The sequence below is a fragment of the Rickettsiella endosymbiont of Aleochara curtula genome (assembly GCF_964030935.1).
GTDB lineage: Bacteria > Pseudomonadota > Gammaproteobacteria > Diplorickettsiales > Diplorickettsiaceae > Aquirickettsiella.
Genome location: NZ_OZ034990.1, coordinates 1,264,060 through 1,279,826, shown reverse-complemented (window position 1 = coordinate 1,279,826; position 15,767 = coordinate 1,264,060). Strand labels below are relative to the sequence as shown.

The window sequence follows — 15,767 nt, the reverse complement described above, 5'->3', positions numbered from 1 at the left end:
TTGATATTTTTAATTCATTTATCTCTAAGCTCTATACGAATGGGACTGCCAATAATTTTCAGCGCCTTACGGTAAAAATTTTCAAGATATCGACGATAAGATTCTGGTAAGAAACTAGCGTGCTGTCCATGGATAAGAATGACTGGAGGATTATATCCGCCAGGATGAGCGTAACGTAATTTAACAGTCCGTCCACGACTCAATGGAGGCTGATGAGCACTAACCGCTTGTTCTAATAAACGAGTTAAGCGTGACGTCGATAAACTTTGTGTTGCAGATCGATATGCCTGTTGAATCAATGCAAATAAATTGCCAACACCCGTCCCATGAAGAGCCGAAATAAAGATAAGTTTAGCAAAGGGTACAAATTGTAAACGTCGATCCAAATCTTTTTTAACTTGCGCTCTTTGTTCGTTGGATAAGCCATCCCATTTGTTTACAGCTATGATAAGCGCTCTTCCACTTTCAAGGATAAATCCTAAAAGATGTAAATCTTGCTCACTAATACCTTCCTGAGCATCAATTACTAGTAGAACAACATTACTTGCTTCAATAGCCTGTAAACTTTTAATTACGGAAAATTTTTCTATCTCTTGTACTGTTTTAGATTTTCGACGAATGCCTGCAGTATCAATGAATGTATATAACTTACCCCGATATTCAACATCATTTGCAATGCTATCACGAGTAGTACCCGGTTGATCAAAAACGATAGCTCGCTCTTCACCTAAAATTCTATTTAATAAGGTTGATTTACCGGCATTGGGTTTCCCTATAATAGATACCTTTATTCTTGGAATAACATCTTCTTTTGATAATGCATGCTCGGAGATTTCGGAAGGCGATGCCTGGATATTAGGAAAATTGTTTAATACTTTTTCCATTAATCCTTGAATACCTTGACCATGAATTGCAGAAATAATTGAAAATGATGTCGGATCAAAACCCAATAGCGAAAACTCACTTTGTAATAAATCAGGATCTAACCCTTCACTTTTATTAATCACCAATGTAATTTTCTTATTTAGTCGACGTAAAAGTTGTGCTAATTGCTGATCCAATGCTGATAGCCCTTCCCTTGCATTAACCAAGAATAAAACATGATCAGCTTCAGTGATAGCACGTTGGGTTTGCTGTTCCATTAAGAAAGCAATATCTCTTTCTTTACTACCCGTTAACCCTCCGGTATCTACGACAATATAGGGTTGATCTCCCACAGCCCCTTTGCCATAAAGTCGATCTCGGGTTAAACCGGGAATATCCGCGACTAAAGCATGCCGAGTTTTAGTCAAGCAATTAAATAAACTCGACTTTCCCACATTGGGCCGGCCTACGAGAACAATACTTGGCAAAGCAGAATGGGTCATACAGGTAAAGTCGTATGAGTCCAAGCAGATAAACCACCTTCTCTAGTTAGGATACATACTATAGGATAATCCACAATTGGATTAGCTATAATACTGGCATTATCATGTACAAGATCTCTTGCTAAAGGATGTCCATCAGATTGAGCAAGCCAATGAATATAACCTTCTCGGTCACCTATAATTAAACTATTTCCAAAAATAGCGGGCGCAGTTAATCCTCGGTGTTTTAACAAGTGTTGCTGCCAAAGTAATTCACCGGTAGCACGATCGAAAGCCCAGACCCCTCCTTCCGTATCTGTTATATATAAACTATTTCCTATAGTAAGACCTGAATAACTTGAAAAATTTCTTTGCCATAAAATTTGTCCGGATCTTAAAGAGACCGCAGCGAGTTGACCTTTATAAGTAACTACATAAATTACATCGCACGATAATAGCGGATCAGCCGCTATATCAATTAGTTGATCAGCGGCAGTCACGCCTAGTGGAAACGCAATATTTCGCTCCCACAATAAACTACCATTTCTTAGATTCAACGCAGCTAATTTACCATCAGAAAAACCAATTACAACCTTATTGCCTATAATTTGTGGTGCACTACTTGGTCTTAGGATTAACAGTGGTGAACCATGCTCATAAGACCATAATAATTCACCTGTTTGTAATTCTAATGCGAGTACTTGCCCATCTACCGTTTTAAAAATAATTTGACCTTGTCCAATTGTGGGAGGAGCTAAAACTTGATTGGGTAATTGTGCTCTCCATAACACATCTCCTGTATCCGCCGCTAAAGCTATCACTTGAGGTTGCTTGGTAACAACGATAACTTTCCCTTCACCAACCGCTGGTCCACTCGTTATAATTTGCTTAATATTTTTTTGCCATAATTTATGGCCATGCGCTAATTCCAAAGTAGTTACAAGGCCGGCTTTACTTGCCACAAAAATTTGGTCCTCTTGAATAACAGGGCTTAAGCGTAAATAGTCCTCGCCCATCCCTCTGCCGGTGGCTACAGACCATAGTAACACCGGTTGAAATTGGAAAGGATATGCAGTCAAAGGTGCTGGCATAGGTGTATTATCTTCACCTAAACCAGCACAAGCCGTTAAAAATAACAAGCAAACAAAAATACTGAGCGCATAAATTTTATTCATTAGATTTCTCATCAAAGATAAGCCAGATTATTAATTTTCATTTCTAACAGAGGTTGCTCAATAATATTGCCCAAAGCTTGCTTAGCTGCTAAATAACTTTGCAATGCCTGTTTTTTATGGCCTAAATTATTAAGAATGTCTCCTTTCTCTTCCAGAAAAATTGGAATATATGCTTTATCTTCATTTTTAGATAGTACATCTAATGCTTTTTTTGCTTGATTTTGAGTTAAAAAAATTCTCGCTAAACGTAAACGTGCGATAGATTGTAAGGCTTGATCATGACCATGATCGATAATCCAAACTAATTTATTCGCAGCCTCAGTAAAATTATTTTGATTAACCGCAAGTTTTGCTAATTGTAACTCCGCTAAAGCAGCATAAGGGGTGTAAGGATAATTTTTCAACAATCCATCTGCTAATCTATTTACCATAGAAATATTTTCATTTGTAGCTATTGACGCTAATAAATGTTCATATTGTATGGATGCTATAAGCAGATTATTTTCTTTTGCTTGACGCCAATAATTCCAGCCCCAACTAATAAATACAGCGAAAATGACACCTATTAAAATTCCAAAACCATATTCTCGGCACCATTTTTTTACATATTCAGCTTGCTCTAGTGCAATTAGTTCATTCATACACTTAACATTCCTGCAATTCTCTGGACAATTTCAGCTTGGGGTATGATTTCTTGAGGATTTTTTTTTCTTAAGTTTTTAATAACAAAAGTGCCCGACTTTACTTCATCATCCCCTAATATTAAAGCAAAACGTGCTTCGCTTTTATCCGCACGTTTAAATTGAGATTTTATTCCATCTCCACTCACATCAAGTATCACACTGATAACTGGCAACTCTGTACGCAAATATTCTGCAAAAATTAATCCCTTTTGTATAGCAATGTCACCTATCGTCATAAAATATATATCAGGAACTGAGAGAGGTGTTGCGGAATTTAATTTAGGTAATAAATGAATTAAGCGCTCTAAACCTATCGCAAAACCAACAGCTGGGGTTGCATGCCCACCTAATTGTTCTACTAGCTTATCGTAACGACCTCCTGCACAAACTGTATTTTGCGCGGCTTGCTGCTCATCTGCAATAACCCATTCAAAAACTGTTTTATTATAATAATCTAAGCCCCTAACCAAACGGGGATTTATGGTGAAACAAATATCTGCGTTAGTGAGTATTTCTTGTAAAATACGAAAATCCTGTTGAGAGTCTGTATCAAGGTAATCAAGCAATTTTGGTGCATTTTCAATCAACTCCTGCATGCCGGGGTTTTTACTATCCAAGATACGTAATGGGTTAGTTTGTAATCGCCGCTGAGAGTCTTCATCTAAATACTTTAGATGTTCAGTAAAATAATTAATTAAACTCTCTTTGTGTGACTTGCGTGCTGTTGACGATCCTAATGAATTAATTTGTAAACTTAATTGATGTTTTAAACCTAATTCATCCCAAAGGCGTGCTGACATCAAAATTAATTCAGCATCGATATAAGGTTGAGCTATGCCAAACACTTCCACGCCAAATTGATGAAACTGTCTATAACGACCTTTTTGAGGTCTTTCATGCCGAAACATAGGGCCCAAATACCACCAGCGTTGAATTTGATTGTAAAGTAAGCCTTGCTCTATACCAGCCCGGACACAGCCGGCAGTCCCTTCAGGTCTTAAAGATAAGCTATCCCCATTACGATCTATAAAGGTGTACATCTCCTTTTCAACAATATCAGTTACGTTGCCGATACAACGTTTAAACAATTCTGTTTTTTCAAGAATAGGTAAACGAACTTCTTGATATCCATATTGTTTAGCCAGTTTACGCAAAATATTTTCAACTTTCTGCCAAGTAAAAGTTTCCATCGGCAGAATATCATTCATGCCACGTATTGCTTGTATTTTTTCTGCCATAATTAATAGTAGAGTTGTTTACTTTTTTGTTTGGTTTTAGGTGTGTGTATTAATGCCTTATAGGCGTCAGAGAGAGGAAATCTTGTTTGTAACATTAAAGTATAACTACCTGCTGCTGTTTGATTCCCCAAAGCTCTAGCTAAAACAGCACCCAACCATAAAGCATTGGCACTAGGCTCTTTAACAAGCTTCATATAATGTTCTAAATATTGCTGAGCTTGTTGGTAATCTTTTGCTTGATAACTAATCCTTCCTAATTCCAGCCAAGACATCGCACGTTTAGGGTCTTGAGTAATTGCTTGTGTAAAATAACCCATGGCTTTTTTAGTATCAGGTATCTGCATAGCACATAAACCAGCATTTTCATAGACTTGTGCCGTATTAAGATAAGTGGGATCTTGTAACGCCAGTAAAAAATGCTGATCCGCTTCAGAATAACGACCCCGGCGACACAGAAAAGTACCATAGTTATTTTGTGCAGCACCGGATTTTGGATTAAGCGCTGTCGCCCTTCGATAGTATGCATCCGCAGAAGGCAGACTTCCTGTGCTTTCTAGGAAGTAACCCATTGCACCTTGTGCTTGCAAGGATCCGGGAGATTGTTGTTCAGCAAGCAATAATTTTTGATGCGCACGTTGTACATCGCCATTTTGTAAATACGCTAAACCTAATTGCACATTAACATCGGACGCCTGTGGACCAGATACCTGTGTTTTTGATTTAGAAAAAATACTACATGCCGTAAGAATGACTATAAAAAAAATGATGATGAACGGCTTTAATATCGATATCATTTACTCTCCCCCATACTCTTCTCATTTGAATTTTTGTCTGTGTTGCCGCTCAACTTGAAATCCTGATGTATCTTGGATACATTCGGGTTACTTCATTCTTCCGGCGCCTTGCCAAAAATCCATTGCTATAAGTACATTTTTAAATTCCATCAAATTCCCGCAGCTGATTCAAGTAAAAGAGGAATCACTCTTTGACGTTCTTTGCTACGATAGCTTTTATCTTGAACTTGCCCAACTAATTGGCCACATGCTGCATCAATATCTTCCCCTCTGGTTTTTCGTGTTATCGCGTTAAGCCCCGCTTTCATTAAAATATTTTTAAAATTTTCAATCACTGGAAGAGAAGAACGCTGATAAATTGTATTGGGAAAAGGATTAAAAGGGATTAAATTTACTTTAACTGGAATACCTTCTAAAATTTTTATTAGCTGTCGCGCATGTTCGGGTTGATCATTAATTCCTTCTAACATGACATACTCCATGGTAATACGTCTTCTATGATTTCCTTTAAAGTAATTTCGACATACTGGTAGTAATTCAGAAAGAGGATATTTTTTATTAATAGGAACTAAGCTATTTCTTAGCTCATCATTAGGCGCATGTAAAGATACCGCAAGAGCTACTTCACTTACCTCAGATAAACGTCGCAATGCAGGAACTATGCCAGAGGTACTTAAAGTAACACGCCGCTTAGAAAAACCATAGGCAAAATCATCCATCATTAGGTTCATTGCTTTAACGACATTATCAAAGTTTAATAAGGGCTCGCCCATACCCATCATCACAATATTACTGACAGTATGGTCATGACGTAAAGATCCATCTGACAAACTCCGTACTGCCAACCATACTTGCCCAATGATCTCTGCTACAGTTAAATTACGACTGAATCCTTGTTGCGCGGTCGAACAAAAACTGCAATTCAATGCACAACCTACTTGTGATGAAACACACAAAGTTCCTCTATTTACCTCAGGTATAAAAACTGTTTCAATACAATTCCCATCGCTCAGTCGCAACAGCCACTTTCTAGTCCCATCATCAGACTGCTTTTCAAAAACAATTTCTGGCAAAACGATTTGTGCTATAGCCTTGAGTTTTGAACGCAATGATTTACTTAAATTACTCATCAGATCAATATCATCAATACCTATTTGATGAATCCATTGTAAAACCTGTTGTGCCCTATAACGGGGCTTTTCTCCTAATTTTTGAAAAAGGAGTTGCATTCCTTCTCGGTCCAAATCGAGTAAATTCTCTAAGGGCATATCCATTATTTAGAACCTTCGCCAAAACATTGATCGGGTGTAAAAAAGAAAGCGATTTCTTCCTTAGCCGTATCAAGACTATCCGATCCGTGAACAGCATTTTTCCCTACACTTTCGGCAAAATCAGCACGAATCGTCCCTGGAAGCGCTTGTTTAGGATCAGTAGCGCCCATTAATTCACGATTTTTCAGGATTGCATTAGGCCCCTCTAAAACCTGTATCATCACAGCTCCTGAACACATAAACTCAACCAGTTCAGTAAAAAAAGGCCTATCTTTATGAATCGCATAAAATTTTTCAGCTTGATCTTTCCGCAATTTCTGCATTCTCGCTGCAATAATTTTTAACCCGGAGTTTTCGAATCTTTTAGTAATATCTCCTATGCAATTTTTTTTAACAGCATCAGGTTTAATAATAGAAAGGGTCTTTTGAATCGTCATAAATGCCTCTAGCTTTTGTTCTATCAAATTATTTCTTATTAAGAATGATAAAATGTATTATACAGGTTTAACATCCCGGCACTATAGGCTTTTATAAGGCTTTGGTCTCTGAAGAGGTATTTTTTGAGGCCGAAAGGACGTCTTATGGGGAGTAGCTATCCCCTTGATGTTCCTATTCTTGCCTCTTAAAATAGGGTAGTAAGATTATTTCAAATCTCTTCTTTTAGGTCTGAGCTAGCTTGAGTCTTGCGAACTAACTCTAGCATCCTGTCCGGAAAATCTGTAATAACGCCGTCAACTTCTAAAGCTATTAGCCTTTCCATATCTTCAACTTCGTTGACAGTCCAAGCATCAACCCGAATATTTTTTTTATGTGCAGCTTTTACAAAATGTCCAGTTATCATCTCATAGGGAACTTCTAAAGCGGTAGCAGATAATAAAAAAAGTCGCGTTAAAAATAGTTTGCTTAATTTTGAAAAGCGATCCACCTCTGCTTCTGTACCCGCAGTAGCAATGTTAGGGCAAAGTCTGCGAACCACTTTCATAGTACGTGAATGGAAAGCGGATACTAATACTTGTTTGATTTTCTTATGCTGATTTATTAGCTCTCTTAATGCAGCCACAATAGGGGGGTCATTCTGCTTTATTTCTATATTTATAACTTGGTTTGGAAAGGCAGCAAAGATTTCATTTAAGCTTGGAATTTTAATCCCTTGGCCCCGAAAAGGGAAAGTACGACCTTCATCATTAGTCCAACGATATCCTGCGTCTAATTTTTTCAGTTCTGCCAATGTAAAATCTTGCACCAATCCTTTAGCATTCGTTGTACGATCAATTGACTCATCATGGATAGCGACTAAAACACCATCTCTGGTCATATGAATATCAATCTCACTTAAATCAGCTCCTAGTTTTGACGCCTCTTGTAAGGCAAATAAGGTATTTTCAGGCCATAGCCCTGCTCCTCCACGATGAGCAATAACAAGCGGCTTTGCATTAACCTGATAAAGTGGAAACATACAAATCCCATAATACTTAGTATAAATATCTTTGTTTGATAAAGAAATATGATAAAATATTCCTCATTTATAGCATGTAAAGCCTTAAAATACTAACTCATACTTAGCTAAAGCTTACTTGCATCATTTGTCCAATGAGGTCTTTTTTCCATGAAGGGATATCATTATACTCCTATCCGCACGGAGTCTACACGATCTACCTTTTTCGACTATATTAATAACATTAACATCCCTCCCATCGATTATTTTTCTGTAGGCATAGAGGACCATACCAAAAAAAAACTCATTTCTCTTGCTTCCCGATTGGAATGGCAAATTTATTTCGATAAAAATCAAATAACTAATAATGACCCATTAATTCAAGCCAAAAAATTATCTCAAAGAAATATTATACCTTTTTCAGAGATAGACTATCTCGATTCTTCCGGAAAAGAAGTCATGAGACAACGATCACTACATGGTATGAAAAATGGCTTAATGCTTATACATAAGCAAGATCATCTAGACTACATGATTGTACTAGCCACCGGGATTTCTAAATTTAATCATTATAGCTTTCTCACTAAATATTATACGCAGCTTACAAGACTTAAAAATGACCTTAGTAAGATCATTGAAAGGGAAATCAACCACATCTTGAACTGAAACACCTTATTTTCCTTTATTATACTCACCGCAATTGGATTTTTGGCAAAGCGCCGTGAGGGATGGAGCAACCGGAGTGTATTGGCATACACGAGGATTGCGATCCCCGCGATACACAGACAATAAATCAAGTGCGAAGAGTATATTTATTCGTCTTTTCTTCGAACCCAGATAACTGCTGCAGCAGCTTCTATATCCGCATCAAAAATGATAGGTTCTGCCGTCCTTCCCATAGGATTCAAACAAGCAAGATTAAACCGCCCTAAAGAATCTTTAAAAAGTCGCCGGAAATATTGCCCGCCACCTTTCAAATAAATAATACAATCCTTATTCACTATCGAGTCAAATTCATTACTGGATCTAAGTCGCCCCCCCACATAATCTCCTGCTCTATAATGAGGACTCATTTCATCATTAGAAACTATCATGACTACTGCATTAGAATAACGATCTCGAAATTCCTGTGCGTCACGCATCATAGCAATCTCATCATCTGCATCGACAGGTAAATTAACAATCTCGCTAGGCATAGCAAAATAATGGCCTAATGAAAGCCTCACTGTAGGGTCTAATCCTTTGCCATCAGCTATCCAAGAGTCATCAACTATTAAACCTTCATTTTTATAGACGGCCACGCAGCGTTTAATGCCGTTTTTAGAAATTTTGAGCATACTATTTTCCCAAGACTTCAAAGTAATTTCTGGCAATTTATATTTTTTTTCTATATATGCCCTAGTCAATCTCAGAATTGAGCGTAAATATTTAAGTCGAGCGCCGGGGGTATCTAAATTACGCTGAAGTAATGCTTGCGACATAATGGTCAGTCTCCTTGTAAGAGATATTTATTAAGCTTAGAAAAATTATTTTAACTCAAGTAGTTAACTAAAAATAGATAATAAATTCCAGCCTACTTAGGACCAAATATGGTTTTTTATTTTTCGGCCACTAGACTTCAGGGGGCGCTATAAGGTACCTTCTACGCAATTTTATTTAGTTTTATTATTAACTTATATATTATGAAAATGATTCTAGAAGGTTTAACGTTTGACGATATACTACTACTCCCTAATCATTCGATGGTTTTACCCAAAGACGTATCGCTAGAAACGCAATTAACCTCTAAAATTAATTTGAAAATTCCTTTGATCTCCGCTGCTATGGATACAGTGACGGAAGCTAAGCTTGCGATAGCGCTTGCTCAAGAAGGTGGTTTAGGCATCATTCATAAAAATATGTCCATAGAAGCCCAAACCCAACAAATTAGAAAAGTAAAAAATTTTGAAAATGGAATGGTAAGAAATCCTATTACCGTCGCTCCGGAAACAACTTTACGAGAAGTACTTAAACTAATGGCTACTTATTCAATTTCAGGGATACCTGTTATCGAAAAAGACCAGTTAGTAGGTATTGTCACACATAGAGACATTCGGTTCGAAGAAAGCTTAGATCAACCTGCTTCCCAAGTAATGACCCCTAAAGAACAACTCATTACGGCTAAAGAACAGGCTACACCGGAAGAGATAATAAATTTACTACACCGACATCGCTTAGAAAAAATCTTGATTGTCGACGACCAATTTCGTTGTCGAGGCTTAATGACAGCAAAAGATTTACAAAAAACTAAAGAAAAACCCTTTGCTACTAAAGACCTACGCGGCCAGTTATGCGTAGGAGCGGCTGTAGGCATTGGTATCAACGCAAAAGAACGTGCGGCGGCATTGATTGCAACAGGTGCCGATATTATCTGTGTTGATACTGCACATGGCCATGCTCAAAGCGTTCTCGACATGGTTAAATGGTTAAAGACTGAATATCCTGATGTTTCTCTCATTGCCGGAAATATTGCTACTGCTGATGCAGCACTAGCCCTAGCGACTGCAGGCGCAGATGCCATAAAAGTAGGGGTAGGGCCTGGTTCAATTTGTACAACTAGAATCGTGACGGGTGTGGGTGTCCCTCAAATTACAGCCATCATGAATGTTGCTACGGCCCTAAAAGGCAAGCCAGTAACCATTATTGCTGATGGTGGAATTCGTTATTCAGGCGATCTTTGTAAAGCATTGGCCGCAGGCGCGCATGCCGTCATGATAGGCAGCTTGTTTGCTGGCACTGAAGAGGCTCCTGGAGAAATAGAGCTTTATCAAAGCCAACCTTACAAAGCTTATCGCGGCATGGGCTCTCTAGGAGCTATGCAACAAGGGTCATCTGATCGTTATTTTCAAGATGCTTTGGAATCAAACAAACTAGTTCCTGAAGGCATAGAGGGAAGAATACCTTACAAAGGACCTTTACAAACGGTTATTCACCATTTACTGGGTGGAGTTAGGGCCGGCATGGGATATACAGGAAGCGTTGACATTGCCGATCTTCATAAAAAGGCACAATTTATAAAACTAACTTCTGCTGGCATAAGAGAAAGCCATGTGCACAATGTAGCAATTACTAAAGAAGCTCCAAATTATTACAGAGAAGATTGAATATTTCTCGATATCAACTTTCAGCGTAATTCTTTACATTTTTTATGAAACCTAAAATTATATCTCGAATAAAAACGGAGTGTACCTTAAGATGACTATCCCACAAGAACGCATATTAATTCTCGATTTTGGCTCACAATATACACCGCTAATTGCGCGACGCATTCGTGAATTGCATGTTTATTGTGAAATCCATCCTTTTGATATCTCAGAATCTGAAATTTTAGCGTTTGCGCCAAAAGGAATTATCTTGTCAGGCGGGCCTGAAACTGTTACTTCAGATACTACCCCGCGCGCACCAAAAATAGTATTTAGCTTAGGCTGTCCGGTTTTAGGGATTTGTTATGGCATGCAAACCATGGCGGAGCAACTTGGTGGTAAGGTTGTTTCCTGTGCAAACCGAGAATTTGGATATGCCCCCGCTTTAGTGACTGCCGAAACTGAACTGTTAACCCAAATTCGAGATAATCCAAAAAATGAAAAAGATGCCTTGCTGGATGTCTGGATGAGTCATGGTGATCATGTTGAACAACTCCCTCCTGGCTTTGTGGTTATATTAAATACACCTAACACCCCTATTGCAGGCATGGCAGATCCGGCACGTCATTTTTACGGTTTGCAGTTTCACCCAGAAGTGACTCATACCCGTCAAGGAAAAAAAATATTGGCACGTTTTGTGGAAAAAATTTGCCACTGTCAGCCGAGCTGGACAGCACCTAAAATTTTAGAACATGAGGTTGCTGAAATAAAAGAGAAGGTCGGTAAGGAGAAGGTATTACTAGCGCTTTCTGGTGGCGTCGATTCTACTGTCTTAGCCGCGTTATTACACAAAGCTATAGGCAAACAATTATTATGCGTCTTCGTAAATACCGGCTTACTCCGTATCACTGATAAAGATTCCGCAATTCAAGCTTTAGCAGATGATATGCATATCTCAGTTGTAAAAATCGATGCCTCTGAGCGCTTTATAAACATCTTAAAAGGAATTACTGATCCTGAAGAAAAACGTAAAGCTATCGGTAATTTATTTGTCGAAATATTCGAAGCTGAAGCCAGTAAATATCCAGATATAGCGTGGTTAGCACAAGGCACTATCTATTCCGATGTTATTGAATCTGCTGGTACCAGCACTCAAAAAGCACATGCTATTAAATCTCACCACAATGTGGGCGGCCTTCCAGATACGCTTAAACTTAAGTTATTGGAACCCTTGCGTGAATTATTTAAGGATGAGGTATGTGAATTGGGCTTAGAATTAGGATTGCCGCCCGAACTTGTATATAAGCATCCTTTTCCGGGCCCTGGATTAGCCATACGCGTCTTAGGCGAAGTCAATCAAAAGAATATTAATCTGGTCCGTAAAGCCGATCTAATTTTACAAGAAGAACTTCGAGCACAAAATTATTATAATAAAATAAGCCAAGCTTTCTGCGTTTTTTTGCCGGTAAACTCGGTCGGAGTTATTGGAGATGCTCGCCAATACGCTCCAATCATTGCGATCCGCGCCATAGAAACCATAGATTTTATGACGGCCCGCTGGGCACATCTGCCTTATCATTTACTTGAGACTGTATCCAATCGAATTATTAATGAGGTAGCTGGTATTTCTCGAGTAGTTTATGATATTTCGGGAAAACCTCCTGCAACAATAGAATGGGAGTAAAATCCTTCTACTTAAATCCAAAAGGGTAATAGAAAGAAACTATACTCGCAGCAATTGGATTTTTAGCAAGGCATCGTAACAATGAGCAGCCGGAGTGTATTAATATATACATAAAGATTGCGAATTGAGCGACAACAGACAAAGATTCAATTGCGAAGAGTATATTTTTGACTTTAACCGATCTGTTCAATAGACTTCATCTACTCATACTTCATGGAAGTAGTGACTTAAATTATGCTACAACTTGTTAAAAACTGGTTTACTCGATATTTTCTCGATCCGGAATTAGCTATTTTATGGCTATTTCTGTTGTTTATTATTATTGTATTCGCCTCTTTAGGGAAGATTTTAGCGCCAGTATTTGTCAGTGTTGTAATGGCTTATTTGTTACAATGGCCTATTAGCTCCTTAGAAAATCTTGGTTTACCTCGAATTGCGTCAGTTTTAGGGGTTTATATTAGCTTTGTAAGTTTGGTTATCCTAGGAATTGTGGGTTTATTACCGTTATTATTTCGCCAATTAAGTAATTTAATTGGCGAATTACCAGCTATGGCCGCAAAAGGCCAAGCTCTACTCTTATATCTACCCACCCGTTACCCTGGATATACTTCAGCCAGCCAAATTCAAGAATGGATCACTCAATTTAAAGCTGAATTAACTCATTCTGGGCAAGGAATACTATCTGCTTCATTAGGCTATATTCCCAATGTCATTGCATTTGCCATTTACTTCGTATTAGTTCCCTTATTAGTTTATTTTTTCTTACTGGACGAAAAAAAAATAATCACCTGGCTGACTCAATATTTACCAGAAAAACGTAGGTTAATTTCTCAAGTTTGGAAAGAAGTTCTTACACAAACGGGTAATTATGTGAGAGGAAAAGCTTTAGAAATGTTGATAGTCTGGATAGTTACTTATCTATCATTCGCAATACTTGGCCTCCAATACGCTATATTACTCAGTGTATTAGTTGGAATATCAGTGATTATCCCTTATATAGGGGCTGTAATGGTAACTATTCCTGTTCTTATTATTGGTTTTTTAGAGTGGGGATGGACTGCGCATTTTGCTTATCTAGTTGCGATTTATGCCTTAATTATCACATTAGATGCAAATGTGTTGGTACCTTTTTTATTTTCTGAAGCCGTTGATTTACACCCAGTAACCATCATTCTCGCCGTACTTATATTCGGCGGCTTACTAGGATTTTGGGGAGTATTTTTTGCTATCCCCCTAGCTAGCGTAGTAAAGGCTATCCTAAATGCTGTTTCTTACAAAAAGATATCCGCACATAAAAATAAATTGTGCTGAAAGCCGGTTTTTTAACTTAATTCTCCGACCGCTTGTAAAACTTCCTCTATATGACCGGGCACTTTTACCTTTCTCCATTCCGCGCGTAAAACACCTTGTTTATCAATCAAAAAAGTGCTTCTTTCTATTCCGTAAGATTTTTTTCCATACATAATTTTTTCTTTTAATACATCGTATACCTTAGATACTTTTTCTTCAACATCGGATAATAATTCAAAAGGAAATTGCTGCTCTGATTTGAATTTTTCATGTAGCTTCAGACTATCACGCGAGACTCCTAATATCACCGTATTTAAAGAAGCAAATTTTTTATAATTTTCTGCAAAATCTTTTCCTTCCTGCGTACACCCTGAGGTACAATCTTTGGGATAAAAATACAAAACAATATTTTTACCAATTAAATCCTTCAAACGTACAATTTTACCGCTAGTAGCGGGCAAGCTAAAATCAGGTGCGGGTTTGCTTATTGCTAACATATTAATTAATAATATTTAAAGAAAAATGGATCTAATTTTTCTGGGGCTCCATAGCTACATCAAAATTGTTTTCATCACAAAATACAATAAAGTGTTCACGAAAATCAGCTACTAAATGATGTGCAGGAAAACCAAAAGACAAAGATATACCAAGCATTGCTGCTTCTGTTATTGGAGCTTTATATGATTCTATATGAAGATTGTAAAGTGTTACTTCTTGTTCCGATAAAAACTGAGTAATCTTAGCTAAAACATCGGGTAAATCAGGCGCCACAATATAGGAAGAATAAGGAAAACTATCGGGTTGTGCGCCTCTGAACTGCGTACGCGCCACCAAAACTTGGCCTTCATATTTTTTTATGAGTGTTTCAAATTTAGCGATGGTATTCCAGACGCCTCCAATCAACAAAGTCATGGTGACATGTGTTGCCGTGGTATTTACACGCGCATCAACAATATGGCAACCGCTGTGAGCAACCAATCGAAATACTTGATCAGTAAGCTGATTTTCATTCAGGCCTAGGACAACAACAACCAGGTTTTCCATAAATATTAATCATGTTTTTCTAACGAGCCGGTAGTCTATTCTTTTTTAAGAAGGTTGTCACTAGGGGATCCGCTAGGCCAAATATAGCTTAGGTGAGCTTCCTTATTAGATTCCAGCTTCTGTGAACTATACTCTTCGCATCTCTAAAAATCCTAATCCGTATCGAGCTCAAGATTCTTGAGAAAATTTAAAATTGGTGGAGGCGGTGGGAATCGAACCCACGTCCGCCAGTCCGCTGCCTTTGGCACTACATGTTTAGTACAATCTTTAAATTTTATCGATCCATCTCCGATTGACAGGGAATTGACCGACGATTCTGTTTGGTTTTAATAGTTTTCACCTCAGAAGGGGCTAGACTACGAGCTTGTCAGTTATGACCACTACCTCCACATACAAGCCTATGGAGTTCATGGCGCCGGCTGCTGTTTAGGCAGCGCCAACGTTACAAAATTAACTACCGATTAGGCAGCAATAGCAACGTCTTTTTCAGCGAAATAGTTGTCATTTTCTGCAACTATAGGTTTGCAACATGATTAACGAGGCAAAGTTGCGTCCTCGACATGCACCTCAGGGTTTGTAACCGGCGTCGAAGCCGATCGCCCCCAAGCGCTTATTATACCTCATTTATAAGGCTCTTTCAGATAAGCTTTGCAAAACACAGCTCAATATTTTAAATGTAGGTATA

Annotated in this window: 15 protein-coding genes and 1 other RNA gene; 4 read left to right on the top strand and 12 right to left on the bottom strand. The window is 38.1% G+C overall.

Annotated features, from left to right (window positions below; translation table 11 throughout):
• Nucleotides 1-14: 14 nt before the first annotated feature.
• The 8 genes from der to AAHF87_RS05650 form a co-directional block, all read right to left on the bottom strand.
• Nucleotides 15-1,367 carry a ribosome biogenesis GTPase Der gene (gene der, locus AAHF87_RS05685; RefSeq protein WP_342147551.1) on the bottom strand — a complete coding sequence of 451 codons (1,353 nt, stop codon included), beginning with the start codon at nt 1,365-1,367 and terminating at the stop codon, nt 15-17.
• The gene (gene bamB / locus AAHF87_RS05680; RefSeq protein WP_342147550.1) at nt 1,364-2,521 is read right to left on the bottom strand and encodes an outer membrane protein assembly factor BamB; all 1,158 of its coding nucleotides are present in this window, start codon (nt 2,519-2,521) and stop codon (nt 1,364-1,366) included. The genes der and bamB overlap by 4 nt, the downstream gene beginning before the upstream one ends.
• Before the next feature lie 11 nt (nt 2,522-2,532).
• Nucleotides 2,533-3,162: a YfgM family protein gene (locus AAHF87_RS05675; protein ID WP_342147549.1), complete on the bottom strand. Its 630-nt coding sequence runs from the start codon at nt 3,160-3,162 to the stop codon at nt 2,533-2,535.
• Nucleotides 3,159-4,442: a histidine--tRNA ligase gene (hisS, locus tag AAHF87_RS05670; protein WP_342147548.1), complete on the bottom strand. Its 1,284-nt coding sequence runs from the start codon at nt 4,440-4,442 to the stop codon at nt 3,159-3,161. The genes AAHF87_RS05675 and hisS overlap by 4 nt, the downstream gene beginning before the upstream one ends.
• A gap of 2 nt (nt 4,443-4,444) precedes the next feature.
• On the bottom strand, nt 4,445-5,236 hold the full coding sequence (gene pilW, locus AAHF87_RS05665) for a type IV pilus biogenesis/stability protein PilW (protein WP_342147547.1): 792 nt from the start codon (nt 5,234-5,236) through the stop codon (nt 4,445-4,447).
• A gap of 149 nt (nt 5,237-5,385) precedes the next feature.
• The gene (gene rlmN, locus AAHF87_RS05660; RefSeq protein ID WP_342147546.1) at nt 5,386-6,510 is read right to left on the bottom strand and encodes a 23S rRNA (adenine(2503)-C(2))-methyltransferase RlmN; all 1,125 of its coding nucleotides are present in this window, start codon (nt 6,508-6,510) and stop codon (nt 5,386-5,388) included.
• Nucleotides 6,510-6,944, bottom strand: a complete 435-nt coding sequence (gene ndk / locus AAHF87_RS05655; RefSeq protein WP_342147545.1) for a nucleoside-diphosphate kinase — start codon at nt 6,942-6,944, stop codon at nt 6,510-6,512. Before ndk ends, rlmN begins: the two co-directional genes overlap by 1 nt.
• Before the next feature lie 209 nt (nt 6,945-7,153).
• Entirely contained in the window at nt 7,154-7,963 is an 810-nt protein-coding gene (locus AAHF87_RS05650) for a glycerophosphodiester phosphodiesterase (protein ID WP_342147544.1), read from the bottom strand.
• A gap of 150 nt (nt 7,964-8,113) precedes the next feature.
• Here AAHF87_RS05650 and AAHF87_RS05645 point away from each other — a divergent pair, with 150 nt between their 5' ends.
• Nucleotides 8,114-8,608, top strand: a complete 495-nt coding sequence (locus AAHF87_RS05645) for a hypothetical protein (protein ID WP_342147543.1) — start codon at nt 8,114-8,116, stop codon at nt 8,606-8,608.
• 146 nt (nt 8,609-8,754) lie between these two features.
• Here AAHF87_RS05645 and AAHF87_RS05640 read toward each other — a convergent pair whose 3' ends face one another.
• Complete coding sequence (locus AAHF87_RS05640) at nt 8,755-9,423, bottom strand: hypothetical protein (RefSeq protein WP_342147542.1); 669 nt, start codon at nt 9,421-9,423, stop codon at nt 8,755-8,757.
• Between the two features lie 201 nt (nt 9,424-9,624).
• On the opposite strand from AAHF87_RS05640, the gene guaB reads away from it, so the two are divergent.
• The 3 genes from guaB to AAHF87_RS05625 all read left to right on the top strand — a co-directional run bounded on the left by guaB (nt 9,625) and on the right by AAHF87_RS05625 (nt 14,059).
• Complete coding sequence (gene guaB, locus AAHF87_RS05635; RefSeq protein WP_425288000.1) at nt 9,625-11,085, top strand: IMP dehydrogenase; 1,461 nt, start codon at nt 9,625-9,627, stop codon at nt 11,083-11,085.
• A 91-nt stretch (nt 11,086-11,176) separates the two neighbouring features.
• A complete protein-coding gene (gene guaA, locus AAHF87_RS05630; RefSeq protein ID WP_342147541.1) occupies nt 11,177-12,748 on the top strand; it encodes a glutamine-hydrolyzing GMP synthase in 1,572 nt (523 codons plus the stop codon).
• A 234-nt stretch (nt 12,749-12,982) separates the two neighbouring features.
• On the top strand, nt 12,983-14,059 hold the full coding sequence (locus tag AAHF87_RS05625; RefSeq protein ID WP_342147540.1) for an AI-2E family transporter: 1,077 nt from the start codon (nt 12,983-12,985) through the stop codon (nt 14,057-14,059).
• A gap of 11 nt (nt 14,060-14,070) precedes the next feature.
• Here the strand turns inward: AAHF87_RS05625 and AAHF87_RS05620 are convergent, their stop codons facing one another.
• The 3 genes from AAHF87_RS05620 to ssrA all read right to left on the bottom strand — a co-directional run bounded on the left by AAHF87_RS05620 (nt 14,071) and on the right by ssrA (nt 15,686).
• Nucleotides 14,071-14,535 carry a peroxiredoxin gene (locus tag AAHF87_RS05620; RefSeq protein ID WP_342147539.1) on the bottom strand — a complete coding sequence of 155 codons (465 nt, stop codon included), beginning with the start codon at nt 14,533-14,535 and terminating at the stop codon, nt 14,071-14,073.
• 31 nt (nt 14,536-14,566) lie between these two features.
• Complete coding sequence (locus AAHF87_RS05615; RefSeq protein WP_342147538.1) at nt 14,567-15,082, bottom strand: glycine cleavage system protein R; 516 nt, start codon at nt 15,080-15,082, stop codon at nt 14,567-14,569.
• Nucleotides 15,083-15,276: 194 nt separating this feature from the next.
• Nucleotides 15,277-15,686: a transfer-messenger RNA gene (gene ssrA, locus AAHF87_RS05610) on the bottom strand.
• Nucleotides 15,687-15,767 lie beyond the last annotated feature (81 nt).